Origin of the sequence: Microbacterium schleiferi (assembly GCF_038150145.1) — a bacterium.
In the GTDB taxonomy this organism is placed as follows: Bacteria; Actinomycetota; Actinomycetes; order Actinomycetales; family Microbacteriaceae; genus Microbacterium; species Microbacterium schleiferi_B.
The window spans coordinates 40,860-54,972 of record NZ_JBBWSA010000013.1 but is presented as its reverse complement, the minus strand read 5'-3'; the positions used below and the strand labels follow the sequence as shown (position 1 = coordinate 54,972).

Annotated in this window: 14 protein-coding genes; 11 read left to right on the top strand and 3 right to left on the bottom strand. The window is 67.4% G+C overall.

Annotated elements, in window-relative coordinates; translation table 11 throughout:
* Positions 1 to 28: 28 nt before the first annotated feature.
* The 3 genes from AADH62_RS13525 (at position 29) to AADH62_RS13515 (ending at position 3,618) form a co-directional block, all read left to right on the top strand.
* Positions 29 to 1,192 carry a sensor histidine kinase gene (locus AADH62_RS13525; RefSeq protein WP_341579937.1) on the top strand — a complete coding sequence of 388 codons (1,164 nt, stop codon included), beginning with the start codon at positions 29 to 31 and terminating at the stop codon, positions 1,190 to 1,192.
* Positions 1,189 to 1,812 (top strand): response regulator transcription factor, encoded by a 624-nt coding sequence (locus tag AADH62_RS13520; protein WP_341579936.1) that lies wholly within the window; start codon positions 1,189 to 1,191, stop codon positions 1,810 to 1,812. Before AADH62_RS13525 ends, AADH62_RS13520 begins: the two co-directional genes overlap by 4 nt.
* Before the next feature lie 84 nt (positions 1,813 to 1,896).
* Positions 1,897 to 3,618, top strand: coding sequence for an acyl-CoA dehydrogenase (locus tag AADH62_RS13515; protein WP_341579935.1), 1,722 nt, complete (start codon positions 1,897 to 1,899; stop codon positions 3,616 to 3,618).
* Positions 3,619 to 3,634: 16 nt separating this feature from the next.
* Here AADH62_RS13515 and hypB read toward each other — a convergent pair whose 3' ends face one another.
* From hypB to AADH62_RS13500, 3 genes are read right to left on the bottom strand one after another with little or no spacing between them, the layout of a single operon-like run.
* Complete coding sequence (hypB, locus tag AADH62_RS13510) at positions 3,635 to 4,474, bottom strand: hydrogenase nickel incorporation protein HypB (protein WP_341579934.1); 840 nt, start codon at positions 4,472 to 4,474, stop codon at positions 3,635 to 3,637.
* Positions 4,449 to 4,865: a hydrogenase maturation nickel metallochaperone HypA gene (locus AADH62_RS13505; RefSeq protein ID WP_341579933.1), complete on the bottom strand. Its 417-nt coding sequence runs from the start codon at positions 4,863 to 4,865 to the stop codon at positions 4,449 to 4,451. The genes hypB and AADH62_RS13505 overlap by 26 nt, the downstream gene beginning before the upstream one ends.
* Positions 4,866 to 4,906: 41 nt before the next feature.
* The gene (locus AADH62_RS13500; protein WP_341579932.1) at positions 4,907 to 5,893 is read right to left on the bottom strand and encodes an AraC family transcriptional regulator; all 987 of its coding nucleotides are present in this window, start codon (positions 5,891 to 5,893) and stop codon (positions 4,907 to 4,909) included.
* Between the two features lie 123 nt (positions 5,894 to 6,016).
* Between AADH62_RS13500 and AADH62_RS13495 the strand changes: the two genes are divergently transcribed.
* From AADH62_RS13495 to hypF, 8 genes are read left to right on the top strand one after another with little or no spacing between them, the layout of a single operon-like run.
* Positions 6,017 to 6,619 (top strand): DUF1641 domain-containing protein, encoded by a 603-nt coding sequence (locus tag AADH62_RS13495; RefSeq protein ID WP_341579931.1) that lies wholly within the window; start codon positions 6,017 to 6,019, stop codon positions 6,617 to 6,619.
* A complete protein-coding gene (locus AADH62_RS13490) occupies positions 6,616 to 7,587 on the top strand; it encodes a hydrogenase (RefSeq protein WP_341579930.1) in 972 nt (323 codons plus the stop codon). The genes AADH62_RS13495 and AADH62_RS13490 overlap by 4 nt, the downstream gene beginning before the upstream one ends.
* A gap of 17 nt (positions 7,588 to 7,604) precedes the next feature.
* Positions 7,605 to 9,215: a nickel-dependent hydrogenase large subunit gene (locus tag AADH62_RS13485; RefSeq protein ID WP_341579929.1), complete on the top strand. Its 1,611-nt coding sequence runs from the start codon at positions 7,605 to 7,607 to the stop codon at positions 9,213 to 9,215.
* Positions 9,216 to 9,229: 14 nt separating this feature from the next.
* The gene (locus AADH62_RS13480) at positions 9,230 to 9,793 is read left to right on the top strand and encodes a hydrogenase maturation protease (protein ID WP_341579928.1); all 564 of its coding nucleotides are present in this window, start codon (positions 9,230 to 9,232) and stop codon (positions 9,791 to 9,793) included.
* Positions 9,786 to 10,100 carry a hypothetical protein gene (locus tag AADH62_RS13475; RefSeq protein WP_341579927.1) on the top strand — a complete coding sequence of 105 codons (315 nt, stop codon included), beginning with the start codon at positions 9,786 to 9,788 and terminating at the stop codon, positions 10,098 to 10,100. The genes AADH62_RS13480 and AADH62_RS13475 overlap by 8 nt, the downstream gene beginning before the upstream one ends.
* A complete protein-coding gene (locus tag AADH62_RS13470) occupies positions 10,097 to 11,281 on the top strand; it encodes a hypothetical protein (protein ID WP_341579926.1) in 1,185 nt (394 codons plus the stop codon). The genes AADH62_RS13475 and AADH62_RS13470 overlap by 4 nt, the downstream gene beginning before the upstream one ends.
* A 34-nt stretch (positions 11,282 to 11,315) precedes the next feature.
* Entirely contained in the window at positions 11,316 to 11,783 is a 468-nt protein-coding gene (locus AADH62_RS13465; RefSeq protein ID WP_341579925.1) for a hypothetical protein, read from the top strand.
* Positions 11,784 to 11,808: 25 nt separating this feature from the next.
* Positions 11,809 to 14,109 (top strand): carbamoyltransferase HypF, encoded by a 2,301-nt coding sequence (gene hypF, locus AADH62_RS13460; protein WP_341579924.1) that lies wholly within the window; start codon positions 11,809 to 11,811, stop codon positions 14,107 to 14,109.
* Positions 14,110 to 14,113 lie beyond the last annotated feature (4 nt).

Sequence of the window (14,113 nt, the reverse complement as noted above, 5' to 3'; positions counted from 1 at the left end):
CGTGACGCAGGCGAGGGGGCGATGAATGATGAGCGAATCGCGATGGTGGGATGTCGTCGTCCCGATCGTGGCGGCAGCCATCGTCGCGCCCATCCTGATCCTGTCGCAACTCGACAGTTTCGATCGGATGCTGGTCGCTGCCTCCGCGGCGCTTCTGGTCGTCGCCTACTTCGGCTTCGGCCGGCGGCTTCGGCAGCGCAGCAGCACGTCGCTGGCCGTCGTGTTCGTCGTCCTCTTGACCATCTCCATCGGAGTCGGCGTTACCGCTGCCCCGTTCATGGCGATGCTGCAGACTCTCGCGTATCCCCTCGTGTGGGTGTCGGTCGAGACCCGTCGAGGAGGTGTTCTCGGATCCGTCGCGATCGGTTTCGGTGTCTTCGTCGGATTCCTGGCTCACGGCGGTTTCACGATCGAGTCGCTCTGGGAGGGCATCCTCTCCGGGGGCCTTGCGGTGGTGTTCGCAATCGCTCTGGGCCTGTGGATTTCGAGCATCGCGGAGTACGGGCAGGAACGGGCGCGCCTGGTGACGGAGTTGACCGCGGCGCAGTCCCAGGTTGAGGCGCTCAGTCGTGATCGGGGTGCGGCGGAGGAGCGGGAACGGATCGCTCGCGACATCCACGACACGCTCGCTCAGACTCTCGCAGGTCTCGTCCTGTTGAGCGAGCGTGCGGGCAGGCAGGCGCGGGACGGGCGAACGGATGCCGCGACCGAAACGATCGCGACCATCGAGCAGGCCGCGCGCGAGGCGCTCGCCGAGTCGCGCGCGCTCGTGGCGCGGATGGCCGCTGTTCCCGCCGATGACGCTCTCGCGGCAGCGATCGAGCGGCTGGCCGCACGCTTCCGGGCAGAGGTCGGCCTCGCGATCGACGTCGAGGTCGCAGCCGGCGTGGATCTCGATCGCGAGCAGCAGGTCGTGCTGCTGCGCTGTCTGCAAGAAGCTCTCGCGAATGTTCGCAAGCACGCGCGAGCGACCGTCGTCTCAGTGACTGTCGCCCCCGACGGCGACGGAATCCGGATGACTGTCCGCGACGACGGAGTCGGCTTCGACCCGTCAGCAGCCCGCACTGGATTTGGGCTCGACGGCATCAGCGACCGCGCGACACTCGCGGGAGGGGACGTCGAGGTGGAATCGGCACCCGGCCACGGCGCGACGCTGACGATCCTGCTCCCGCCGGCCGGAGTCGCGGCATGATCCGACTCCTGATCGCCGATGACCATCCCGTCGTGCGCGCGGGGCTCGCCGGCTTGTTCGCCGATGAGGAAGGCTTCGAGGTCGTCGGTCAGGCAGCCGATGGAGCCCAGGCGGTCGAGCTGGCAGCACGCGAGAAGCCGGATGTCGTGCTCATGGACCTGCGGATGCCGGTGATCGACGGTGTTGCAGCGACGGCTCGCATCGTCGCCTTTGGCGCCGACGCGCCCCGCGTGCTCATCCTCACGACGTATGAGAGCGACGATCAGATCCTGGCGGCGATCGAGGCGGGAGCCGCCGGTTACCTTCTCAAGGCTGCGCCGCAGGACGAGATCGTCGCGGGGATCCGCCTGGTCGCGACGGGGCAGACGGCGCTCTCGCCTGCTGTGGCGGCGCGGCTGGTGTCGCGAATGCGCGAGCCTGCGGCATCCGTCACGCTTACTCCGCGCGAGATCGAGGTCCTGCAGCTTGTGGCGCGCGGTCGCAGCAACAAGCTCATCGGCACAGACCTCGGCATTGGCGAGTCGACGGTCAAGACCCACCTGCTGAAGATCTTCGACAAGCTCGAGGTCGCCGACCGAACCCACGCTGTGACGGTCGCCATGGAGCGCGGCATCCTCTAGCAACGTGGGCGCCCACTCACACGCGGATGAGACGCAGTGTCATCTATGATGAGTCGGAGTCCCACCGTTGAAAGCGAGCTCGTCATGGCCGACACCTCCGCCTACGTTCCTCCCGTCGATGACTACGCGTTCCTGTTCGCCGAGGCATTCGGGACCGATCTCGTGGCGCGCGCCACGGATGGTGCTCTCTCGGCAGAGGATGCGGTTGACGCGCTGTCTGCGGCGGGGGAGCTCGCATCCGCGGTGCTGGCGCCGCTGAATGCATCCGGCGACCGCGAGGGAGTGACGGTCATCAATGGTCAGGCGAAGACGCCAGCCGGGTTCCCCGAGGCCTATCGCGCGATCGTCGAGGCGGGCTGGATCACCGCTGAAGCGCCCGAGTCTGCAGGCGGCGATGGCCTACCTGCGCTCGTACAGGCGGGTCTCGGAGAGATGTGGAACGCCGCCAACACCGCGTTCGCTCTGTGCAGCGCCCTCAACACCGGTGCGATCCACGCCCTGGACGCCTATGCCTCCGATGACCTGCGCGAGCGGTACCTCACGCGGCTCGTCAGCGGCGAGTGGACCGGCACCATGAACCTCACCGAGCCGCAGGCCGGCACAGACCTCGGCGCGATCCGCACGATGGCGACCCCGAACGACGACGGCACCTGGGCGGTAAAGGGTCAGAAGATCTTCATCACCTGGGGCGACCACGACGTCGCCGAGAACATCGTTCATCTCGTGCTCGCTCGCACGCCGGATGCCCCCGAGGGTGCGAAGGGGATCTCGCTGTTCGTCGTGCCGAAGTTCCTGCCCGACGCTGCTGGAAACCCCGGGGAACGCAACGCCGTCACAACGGTCTCGGTCGAGCACAAGCTCGGCATCCACGGTAGCCCGACCTGCGTGCTCGAGTATGAGGGAGCGACCGGCTTCCTCGTCGGAGAGCTTCACGGTGGTCTTGCCGGAATGTTCGTCATGATGAACTCCGCCCGTGTCGGCATGGGGCTCCAGGCCACGGGAATCAGCGACCGCGCCTACCAACGCGCGCGGGCATATGCCGAAGAGCGTATGCAAGGCTCTGTGCTCGATCGTCCTGCCGGGACCCCGATCGCCGAGCACCCCGACGTCCGTCGCCTCCTGCTGTCGATGGCGAGCGAGATCAGTGCGATGCGGGCTCTCGGCGTGTACGTCGGCGACCTGTTCGACCGGGCGACGGATGCTGACAGCATCCGTCTTGCCGAGCTGTTCGTCCCGATCTTCAAGGGGTGGACCACCGAAGAGGCTCTGCGGATCACGTCCGACGCGATCCAGGTGCACGGCGGTATGGGCTTCATCGAGGAGTCCGGCGCGCCCCAGCACTACCGCGATGCCCGGATCATGCCGATCTACGAGGGCACCACGGCCATCCAGTCCAACGACCTGATCGGCCGCAAGATCATCCGTGATGGCGGCGCGACAGTCGGCCGCGTCCTCGGCGAGACCGCCGAAGCGGTCGCCACGCTGGAGAGCCTCGACCACCCGGTCGCCGCGCGCACCGCGGCGCGACTCGAACGTGCCCGTGCATCCGCTGAAGAGGCGACTGCCCAGCTGATCGCGTTCGGGATGACACGCGACGCATATGCCGTCAGTGTCCCGTACCTCATGCTCCTGGGTTTCGTGGCCGGTGGGCTGATGCACGCGCGGATGCTCGCGGCAACCCTCGCGCACGACGTGCAGACGGATGCCGATGCGCGCCGCATCCGTGAAGCAGACGCGTATGGGGTCTACCACCTGTCGCGCGTCGCGGGTCTTGCCGAGGTCGTCGCCGCCGGCGAGATCGCCTGAGGCCGCCCGTCCCGGGTCAGCCCCGGGCGGCAGCGGTGGCCGGCGCCGTGATCTCCGCGATCCAGGAGAACCAGTCGGCGAGGCCGTCGCCTGCCTTCGCGCTTGTGAGGATGATCCGTGCTGTGGGGTTTACGGCACGGACGTTCGCGAGAAACAGGTCGAGGTCGAAGTCGAGGTAGGGGAGCAGGTCGGTCTTGTTCACGACGACCACGTCCACCGACCGGAACATCACCGGGTACTTCAGGGGCTTGTCCTCGCCCTCGGTGACGGATGCGACCATCGCGCGATAGTGAGCCCCGGTGTCGAACTCGGCGGGGCACACGAGGTTGCCGACGTTCTCGATCACGACGAGGTCGAGGTCCTCGAGCTCGAGACCACGCAGAGCCCGGTCGACCATCGGTGCGTCAAGGTGGCACTCGCCGCCGAAGCCGTTTCCGGTGTTCAAGAGCGAGATCTGCGCTCCGTAGCCGTCGAGTCGATCGGCGTCGAGGGCTGTCTCGATGTCGCCCTCCACGATCCCGACGCGCACGCGCCCCTCCAACTCCGCGAGCGTCCGTTCCAGCAGCGTCGTCTTGCCGGCGCCCGGAGATGACATCAGGTTGATCGAGACGACGGATGCGGCATCCAGGGCCCGGCGGTTGCGATCAGCCGCCGCATCGTTCTCGCTGAAGATCCGCTCGAGCACGTCGATCCGCTCGGCGCCCGTCTCGTATCCGGAGTGGTCACCGATGTGGTCTTCGTGCACGTGATCATGCGCGTGGTCGTGATCTTCGTGCGAGTGCTCGTGCGTGTGACCATCATCGTGGTGATCGTGAGCGTGCACGGTTCCGTCATCGTGGCGGTGAAAGCGACCCATCGGTCTTCCCTTCCTTTTCGCCGACCTCCATTGACCGGACGAGGAATTCCTCCCCAGATCGTACGACCACCGATCCACTTCCGCATGACGCGCAGACCAGGATCGGCACTCCCTCGATCGTCGAATCGGTGGTGCACTCGCGGCACGTGACGATGGCCGGGATCGAGGTCACCTCGAGCCGCGATCCAGACAACGACGGCGAGTTCTCGCACACGATGCCCCAGCAATACACGAGCGTCTCGGGCACCACCTGGCGGAGCTGACCGACATCGAGCTGGATCGAGAGCACGGGGCGGCCCGCGCTCGAACGCTCAGCGATCGCAGCGATCGATCGGCACAACGACAGCTCGTGCATCCGGCCCTCCGACCCCACCGGTGGGGATGCCCTCACCCTAGATCCAATCGGCGCTCCGGCGGAACGCGCCAGGGTGATCACGCGCCGCGAAGGGTGCGAGAGGGCGATTCTCCGAAGCGGTCGCGGTACTCGTTCGCGAACCGGCCGGCGTGGGTAAACCCCCACCGCTGTGCGATCCCCGCGACTGTCGCGCCGCGCCTGGGGTCGGCATCCGTCAGATCGATGCGCACCCGCTGCAGTCGCTGGTCGCGAACGTATCCTGACGGCGTTGTGCCCAGGCGGTCGCGGAAGGTCTGCTGCAGATGGCGCGGGGAGACATGCACCGCGTGGGCAAGGGCCGCCGGCGAGAAGGGCTCGGCCAGATGCTGCTCGATGTAGGCGAGGGCGTCGACCATGAGACCCGACGTTGCCTGTCGCCTCAGGGAGTTGGAGTAGTTCGAGGGCTGCAGGAGGAGCAGGGATGCGACCAGGAGGTCGGCGATGCTCTGTCGACCCAGGGGCAGGGTCAGCAGCGACGAATCGGTCATGGATTCGGTGCTCAGCAGCTGCACCGCGATGCTCCACCGGATGCTTTCGGGAGAGCTCAGATCGAACAAGGGCTCGAATCGCAGTGGTTCGCTGACGCGTCGGCCGAGGGTGCGAGCCACGGCGGCTTCCACGGCGTGCCGCTCGAGCCGGACGAGGAGCTGGGGAGATTCGGGAGTCATCTCCAGCCGCACCGCGGTGCGCGGTGAGAGCACGATCGCCTGGACCGTCGTGGTGTGCACTGTGACTCCGTCTACGCGCGCCGTGAGCGCTCCGCCCTGGTTCATGCAGACCGTGACGGCGTCGGCAGTGACCGGGATGTCGATGGTGGTCGGGGTGCCGATGTCGAGGTATCCCAACGAGATCGTGTCGAAGCTGCGGGTGAACAGCGCGCCGTCGAGGCTCGCGCGGTTGTCGTGGACGGCGACGGTGCCCTCGCCCAGGAGAGCACCGAGTTCACCGGCGAGACGCCGCGGGTCGTCGGTGCGCACCGACGGGGCACTCGCCAGGGCTGGCGGCGTGCGGAGGGGACGAACCATATGTCCTCCAGAGGATCGCTCTGAGGATAAACCCTGCGCATTCCGGATGCTATGCACCGGGCGCCAGGGATACATTCATGCCAGGGCACCTCGTCGCGGAGTGCCCCGATCGGAGGACGCCGTATGAGCACTGTGCTCTCGCCGGACGACGCGAAGATGATCACAGGCGCCGACATCGAGGCCGAGCGCCTTCGCCAGCGGCTCGGTGATCCAGAGACCGTCGCTGCCCTCAACCACCTGCTCGACAACGCGGAGCTCGTCGCGGGGCTCCTCGACGTCGTGGGCGGCTTCTTCGCGCACTCCGACAACATCGTCGAGAACGTCGCGACCAGCTACCACGAAGCCGTGGCGATGGTCACCGAGAGTCCGGTCGGTAAGCGGGCAGTGGCAGCCGGCCCTGCGCTCCTGAAGGTCGCCGACCAGGCCATTCCCGTCTTGGAGCACGTGGCCGATGCCGATCTCGTCGAGAAGATCGGGTCCTCGGGCCTGCTCGACCCAGCGCTTCTCGATCTGCTGACGAGGCTGGCCGGCGGCGTGAGTCGCGCCACCGAGCAGGCGCAGGCCGAGGCTGAGCAGAAGCCGCCGAGCATCATCGCGATCAGCGGCATGACCCGCGATCCGGATGTCAGGCGAGGGCTTGCCTTCGCGCTGCGGATCGTCAAGGAACTCGGTCGCTCCCTCCGTGCAGAGGGAGAGACCACCGCAACGGAAGGAGAGCAGGCATGACCAGCGTGCTGTGGTTGCAGGGCGGGGCGTGTTCGGGGAACACGATGTCGTTCCTCAACGCGGATGAGCCGAGCGTGGTCGATCTCATTGTCGACTTCGGGCTGGAGATTCTCTGGCACCCGACGACGGGCCTTGAGATGGGCAAGAACGCCCAGAAGATCTTCAAAGACTGCGCCGAGGGCAAGCGGCCGCTCGACATCTTCGTGTTCGAAGGGACCGTGATCGAAGGCCCCGACGGCACGGGCCGCTTCGACATGTTCGCCGACCGCCCCATGAAGGACTGGGTGACCGAGCTCGCCGAGGCGGCATCCATCGTCGTGGCCATCGGCGACTGCGCCTGCTTCGGCGGGCTTCCCGCCGTCGCACCCAACCCGAGTGACTCGACCGGTCTGCAGTTCCACCGCAAGGCCAAGGGCGGGTTCCTCGGCGCCGACTGGCGCAGCAAGTCGGGACTTCCCGTCATCAACATCCCCGGCTGCCCCGCCCACCCCGACTGGATCACGCAGATCATCGTTGCGCTGGCCACGGGCCGCGTCGGAGACATCGCACTGGATGACTTGAACAGGCCCCAGACCTTCTTCACCCAGTTCGTGCACAACGGCTGCACCCGCAACACCTTCTTCGAGTTCAAGCAGTCCACGATGAGCTTCGGTGAGGGCACGCGCACCGGATGCCTGTTCTACGAATTCGGATGCCGCGGGCCGATGACCCACGCGCCGTGCAACCGCATCCTGTGGAACCGCCAGTCCTCCAAGACCCGCGCGGGCATGCCGTGCCTCGGATGCACGGAGCCCGAGTTCCCGTTCGCCGACCTCATGCCGGGCTCCGTCTTCAAGACGCAGCTGATCGCCGGCGCCATCCCGAAGGACCTCCCGCCCGGAGAGGACCACGTCACCTACATGGCCATGGCTGCCGCGGCGCGGATCTCCGCCCCCAAGTGGTCCAAAGAAGACATGTTCGTCGTCTAGCCCGAAAGGCCCAGCACATGAGTTCTACCGTCGATCTGCACGTCAGCCCCCTCGGCCGCGTCGAGGGCGACCTGGACGTGCGCGTCACCATCGAAGACGGTGTCGTGACGGATGCCTGGACGCAGGCCATGATGTTCCGCGGGTTCGAAACGATCCTGCGGGGCAAGGACATGCGCGCGGGCCTGATCATGACGCCCCGCATCTGCGGGATCTGCGGCGGCAGCCACCTCTACAAGGCGTGCTACGCGTTGGATACCGCGTTCCAGACGTTCGTCCCCCACAACGCGACGCTCGTTCGCAACATCGGGCAGGCGGTCGAGACCCTGCAGTCGATTCCGCGCTACTTCTACGCGATCTTCGCGATCGACCTCACGCACGAGAAGTACAAGAACTCGCCCCTCTACGACGAGGCCTGCCGGAGGTTCTCGGCCTACGTCGGCACGAGCTACCAGCCGGGCGTCGTGCTCAGCCAGAAGCCCGTCGAAATCTACGCGATCTTCGGCGGTCAGTGGCCGCACTCGTCCTTCATGGTTCCCGGTGGCATCATGGGCGCTCCGACCCTCAGTGACGTGACCCGCTCGCACGCGATCCTTGACAACTGGAAGAACGCGTGGCTCGAGAAGCAGTGGCTCGGCTGCACCGTCGACCGGTGGCTCGAGAACAAGACGTGGGAAGACATCCTGGCCTGGGTCGACGAGAGCGACGCCCACCGCGACTCTGACTGCGGGTTCTTCATCCGCTACGCCTTGGACATCGGGCTTGACCTGTACGGGCAGGGATGGGGCAACTACATCGCCGCCGGTACCTACTTCGACCCGGCCTCCTACGATCACCCCACGATCGAGGGCCGCAACGATGCACTTGTCGTGCGCTCGGGTGTCTACGCGAACGGCGCGCACCACGAGTACGACCAGGCGCGGGTGAGCGAGGATGTCGCGCACTCCTTCTATCGCGGCGATGACGTCGTGCATCCCTTCGACGGGGAGCAGAACGCGATCGACCCCGAGCTCGGCGCCAAGCAAGACAAGTACTCCTTCGCCAAGGCTCCGCGCTATGACGTGCCCGGGGTCGGCCGGCTGCCACTGGAAGCCGGACCACTCGCGCGGCAGGTCGTTGCGGGCAAGCCGCAGACGAAGGACTTCCAGGACTACGATCCGCTGTTCACCGACGTCATGGCCAAGAAGGGACCCTCGGTCCTGGTGCGCCAGCTCGCGCGGATGCACGAGGCTGCGAAGTACTACAAGCTCGTGAAGAACTGGCTGAACCAGATCGACCTGCACGGTTCGTTCTTCGCCGAGCCCACCGACCCGGTGTCGGCGCGCGGTTACGGCGGCACGGAGGCTGCCCGCGGCGCGCTGCAGGACTGGATCGTCATCGAGGACGGCAAGATCGCGAACTACAACGTCATCACTCCGAGCGCGTGGAACATCGGGCCGCGCGATAAGGATGCCGTCGTCGGACCGATCGAGAAGGCGCTGATCGGGGCTCCCGTCTACGACCTGGAAGACCCCGTCGAGCTCGGCCACGTCACCCGTAGCTTCGACGCGTGCCTCGTGTGCACGGTGCACGCCTACGACGGCAAGACGGGGCGAGAGATGTCGTCGTTCGTCATCAACAACATGTGTTGAGCGAGGGACAAGAGGTGAAGGCGGGCGCGGCCGTTCATACCGACGAGGCGGTCGAGCCGTGGCGGTTGATCGACGACGGTGACGAGAGTTCGCGCGTCGAGCTGTTGATCATCGGATGCGGGAACATCCTGCGTGGGGACGACGCGGCAGGTCCAGTCCTGATCAGGCGGCTGTGGGAGGCCGGGCCCGTGCCGGAGACGGTTCGGATTGCCGACGGGGGCACCAGTGGGATGGGCGTCGCGTTCGAGATGCGTCACGCCGACCGGGTCCTCATCATCGATGCGTCCAGTACCGGCGCCGAGCCCGGGACCCTGTTCGCCGTTCCCGGAGATGTCGTCGCGGAACTCCCGCCCGCCGGTGCGATGGGAAGCCATGACTTCCGGTGGGATCACGCGATCGCCTTCGGCCGGTGGCTCTTGGGGCCGCTCATGCCGGCTGACATCGACGTCCTGCTCATCGAGGGCGGTTCCTTCGCCTTCGGTGCGCCCCTGAGCCCGGTCGTGGACGCGGCGGTCGAGCGGGCGCTCGGGATCGTGCAGGAGCGCATCGCCGACCTGGAGGAGCAGGTCGATGACTGAGGACGTCGAGCAGGTGACCGTCGAGTTCACTCCCGAGGGGCACCTGCGCCTTCCCGCAGACTTCGCTCGCGCCCACTTCCCGGATGACCGGATCGCCGCCCTTCGTGCACCCACCGGCGAGATCGTGGTGATGCCGGTCGGCGTCGCCGCATCCGGTGGACTGATGCTCAAGCAACGCAACGTCGCGGGCGACCGCAGCGTTCTCCTGCGTGAAGCGCTCGCCGATGACTACCCGGTTGGTTTCGTGGGAGCACAATGGTCGCGAAAGCGCCGCCGCCTGACCATCACCGAAGAGGGTTCCCGATGACCGAGATCGACCGCCCACAGCCCCTCGGAGCGTTCGCCCTGCCGGCCGGTCTGCTGCTGGTCGCCGGCGACGACACGGATGCCGCGCGGCAGTCGCTGCTTGCCGGTCGCCTGCCCGAGAGCTGGCCCGCCGCGCTCGAAGGGGTGCGTCTGGCTTACGAGGGACGAGTCGAGGATGCTGCCGCGGTCTTCGCGGCATCCGACCGTCCCGTCGACCGCTACAACCTCTTCGTCGTCGACCCTGACAGCATTGCGCGAACCGATGTCACTGCCGCGCTCGGGGACCAGTGGCGGCCGCTCGTCGACCATGTCGCCTTCACGCTCGGGCAGACCAGCATCCCGCCCGAGGTCGGCAGCTCCACCGGCGAGGTTGCCGCACTGATCCTCACCGCGCAGGCAGCCCATGCGCTCGATGACGGCGACGAGAACGAGGCTGTCGAATGTCTACGCGCCGCCGCCGACCACGTCCGCGGCGTCGCTCCCGCGTTCGCGGGCGTCATCCTCAGCGAACTCGCCGGTCGTGGACACAATCTTGCCGATGCCGACGAGGCAGTCGCGCTGCTGAAGGGCACCGACCTCCGCGCCGCGTACGCCGAGGCTCTTTACCACCGCGCGGGCCTTGTCCACGGAATGGCGATCGAGGGGCGGCGCTCTCTCACCGAAGCGATCCAGGGCTACACCGAGGCGCTCCGGCACCTTGATGAGGGCGAGAACCGGCCCCTGTTCGCCCGCGTACATCTCAACCTCGGCACTGCGTACCTGGCGGCGCCCGTCATGTCGGATGCCGACATGCTGCGTGTGGGGATCGCGATCCAGTCCCTGCGCACGGCGGCCCGACTGCTCGATGAGAAAGACGACGCCGAGGAATGGGCCAGCGCTCGTCTGAATCTCGCCAACGCGCTGGTGTACGCGCCGTCCGCGCGCCAGCGTGACAACCTCATGGAAGCTGTGGACCTCTACGAAGTGGTGCTACGCACCCGATCGCCGAAGAAGGACGCTCTCGGGCGCGCCCGGGTGCTCTCGAACCAAGGGAATGCGCTTGCCCATCTCGGACTCCTTGACGATGCACGGGGGCGGTTCGATGAGGCGGAGTTCCTGTTCGCTTCGAAGGGCGATGAGAACTCGGCCGCGATCGTGCGTGACCTCCGTGACCAACTGGTGGCGGCGGGGAGCCCGGCATGACGCCCGCACGCCGGAACGAATGGGGAGGTATCCGATGACGATGCTCGACACTCACACGCGAGACACTGACACTCCAGAGGCTGCAACCCTCGAAACGACTGCCTCGAGACTGGATGCGGCTGTCGCTGCCATCAGCCGGCTCGATCCCGACAGTCGTGCCGTGGCTGAAGAGTTCGCGCTGGCCCTTGACGCTCTCTCAAAGGAGGCGCTCACCACGATCGTGCGGGCTCTGCGGGAAGACCCACGTGGCAAGGAGCTCCTCTTTGACCTCGTCGACGATCCGGCAGTGCGGATGCTGCTGGGCATGCACGGAATCATCCGGATGCCGGACCCCGCAGCCACCGCCGAGGCGACGGCGCCGGCGCCGACGGCGAGCGCTCGTCCCGTAGCGTTCGTGAGTCTCGAATCGCTGTTGCGCGGGCCGAGCGCCGCCCCGACGGGTGCCTGCGGGACCGGGGCCGGCGCATGCGGCCCCGAGGGCTGTGGCTGCGGCGGGCACTGACACGGCGCGCCTGCGCGCTGTCGTCGTGCCCAGCGTCCGCGTAGCCGCGACGGTGCGCGGTGTCGTGCAGGGTGTCGGGTTTCGCCCGCACGTTTCGCGAATCGCTGCCGCGCACGGCGTGACCGGATGGTGCGGCAACGACGACGAGAGCGTCTTCATCGAGGCGCAGGGGACTGCCGCCGCCGTCGCAAACTTTCTGCGCGAGGTGCGTGAGCATGCGCCAGTCCTCGCTGTCATCGACGAAATGACCACCGCGGATCGCGACACCATCCCGGGGGAGGCCGACTTCCGGATCGTCGAGAGCCGCCGTGCGGACGGCGTGCGCACCCTCATCCCGCCCGACGTCGGATGCTGTGACGACTGCCGCCGCGAGCTTCGAGACCCGGATGACAGGCGCTTCGGCTACCCCTTCATCACCTGCACGAACTGCGGACCACGGCTGAGCATCATCCGTGACCTCCCCTACGACAGGCCGCTGACGACCATGTCGGTCTTTCCGATGTGCGCAGCCTGCCGCGCCGAGTATGAGGATCCCCTCGATCGGCGCTACCACGCCCAACCGATCAGCTGCTTCGACTGCGGACCTACTCTCGCGCTGACGGATGCCGCTGGGAGTCCCGTGAGTACCGGAACGGAGGCGCTCGCCGCCGCGCGACGTGCTCTCGGGGACGGGCGCATCGTGGCGGTCAAAGGCCTCGGCGGCTACACCTTGATGTGCGATGCCCGCAGCGACGCTGCCGTCCGCCGGTTGCGGGAGCGTAAGCGCCGTCCCGACAAGCCCTTCGCGGTGATGGCCGGTTCGATCGAGGAGGCATCGCGCATCGCGCACCTCGACGCGGCCGCGGCCCGCGAGATGACGGGGCCTGCCCGTCCCATTGTCATCGCCGATGCAGCGACGGATGCCGATCTCGCGCCGTCCGTGGCTCCCGGGCTGTCGCGGATAGGCATCATGCTCCCCTCCGCCGCGGTGCATGAGATCCTGCTGAATCCGACAGACGTCGTGGTGGCAACCAGCGGCAACGTGTCAGGTGACCCGCTGTGCTTCCGCGAGGACGACGCTTTCGAGCTGCTCGGCGGGATCGCCGACCTCTTCCTCACGAACGACCGAGGTATCCACGTTCCCGTCGAGGATTCGGTCCTGCTCGCCGGTGGCGCAGGCGGCGACCTGATTCCGATTCGTCGGAGCCGCGGGTACGCGCCGCTACCGATCCGTCTCTCAGCCTCGTCCGGCGGTGGCGTGGTCCTCGCTGTCGGAGGCGAACTCAAGAACACGTTCGCGATCGTGCGCGATGACCGGGCGTTCCTGTCGCCCCACGTCGGAGACATGGGTTCGCTCGCGTGCCAGGATGCTTTCGAGCGGGGCGTCGCACAGTTCGAGGCGCTGCATCGCAGTTCGCCGGCTCTTCTGGTCGCCGATCTGCACCCCGATTACGCGACAACGCGGTGGGCGCAGCGGCATGCGGATCGGACCGGGATCTCTCTCGTGCAGGTCCAGCACCACCACGCGCACGCCCTGAGTCTTGTCGCCGAACACGGCGCGCTCGGCACCCGGGTCGCGGTGGCCGCCGTCGACGGCACCGGGTGGGGTGAGGACTCCACCATTTGGGGTGGCGAGATCCTGCTCGTCGGGGCCGACCCGCTCGAATACGAGCGCGTCGCGCACGTCCCACGCTTCCGGTTGGTCGGTGGGGACACCGCTGCCCGCAGACCCTGGCGCGTCGCAGTCGGGCTGCTGCGCGACTGGGGCATCGATGACACCGGCATCCCCGTCGCCGCCGATGCTCCACCCGCGGAACTGGCTCTCGTGCATGCACAGCTGGATTCCGCGGAGCCCGTCGGCGTGATCGCGACCTCAAGTCTCGGGCGGGTCTTCGACGCCGTCGCGGCGATTCTCGGCATCCGTCATCGCATCACCTACGAAGCCCAGGCGGCGATGGAGCTCGAGGCAGCTGCGGGCGCCTGCGAGCACGGCGGGCACCCGGATGCCGCAGCCGATCTGCCCGCGATGGTCGCCGACATCGTTGAGCGGATGCGTGCGGGACAACCGGTCGCGTGTCTGGCGCGGAGGTTCCACGACGGCGTCGCTGCCTGGATCGCCACCGCGCTCACCGACCTCGTCAGCTCTGGCCGCGCCGACGTTGCGGGCATCACCGGCGGCGTCGCACAAAACCGCGTGCTGCTGAACGAGGTCGGATCTAGACTGTCCCGCGACGGGGTCCCGATGATGCTCCACCGTCGGGTTCCCGCCGGGGACGGCGGCCTGAGCCTCGGGCAGGCCCTCGCCGGACACCTGATGCTTGCCGGCTCGTCCGGCAGAGGGGAGTGAGCCC

Bases quoted from the DNA above. Each gene is read 5' to 3' on its own strand.
- AADH62_RS13470 (WP_341579926.1), top strand. From the start codon at position 10,097: ATGACCGAGATCGACCGCCCACAGCCCCTCGGAGCGTTCGCCCTGCCG.
- AADH62_RS13465 (WP_341579925.1), top strand. From the start codon at position 11,316: ATGACGATGCTCGACACTCACACGCGAGACACTGACACTCCAGAGGCT.
- AADH62_RS13520 (WP_341579936.1), top strand. From the start codon at position 1,189: ATGATCCGACTCCTGATCGCCGATGACCATCCCGTCGTGCGCGCGGGG.
- AADH62_RS13475 (WP_341579927.1), top strand. From the start codon at position 9,786: ATGACTGAGGACGTCGAGCAGGTGACCGTCGAGTTCACTCCCGAGGGG.
- AADH62_RS13485 (WP_341579929.1), top strand. From the start codon at position 7,605: ATGAGTTCTACCGTCGATCTGCACGTCAGCCCCCTCGGCCGCGTCGAG.
- hypB (WP_341579934.1), bottom strand. From the start codon at position 4,474: ATGGGTCGCTTTCACCGCCACGATGACGGAACCGTGCACGCTCACGAT.
- AADH62_RS13515 (WP_341579935.1), top strand. From the start codon at position 1,897: ATGGCCGACACCTCCGCCTACGTTCCTCCCGTCGATGACTACGCGTTC.
- AADH62_RS13495 (WP_341579931.1), top strand. From the start codon at position 6,017: ATGAGCACTGTGCTCTCGCCGGACGACGCGAAGATGATCACAGGCGCC.
- AADH62_RS13525 (WP_341579937.1), top strand. From the start codon at position 29: ATGAGCGAATCGCGATGGTGGGATGTCGTCGTCCCGATCGTGGCGGCA.
- AADH62_RS13500 (WP_341579932.1), bottom strand. From the start codon at position 5,893: ATGGTTCGTCCCCTCCGCACGCCGCCAGCCCTGGCGAGTGCCCCGTCG.
- AADH62_RS13490 (WP_341579930.1), top strand. From the start codon at position 6,616: ATGACCAGCGTGCTGTGGTTGCAGGGCGGGGCGTGTTCGGGGAACACG.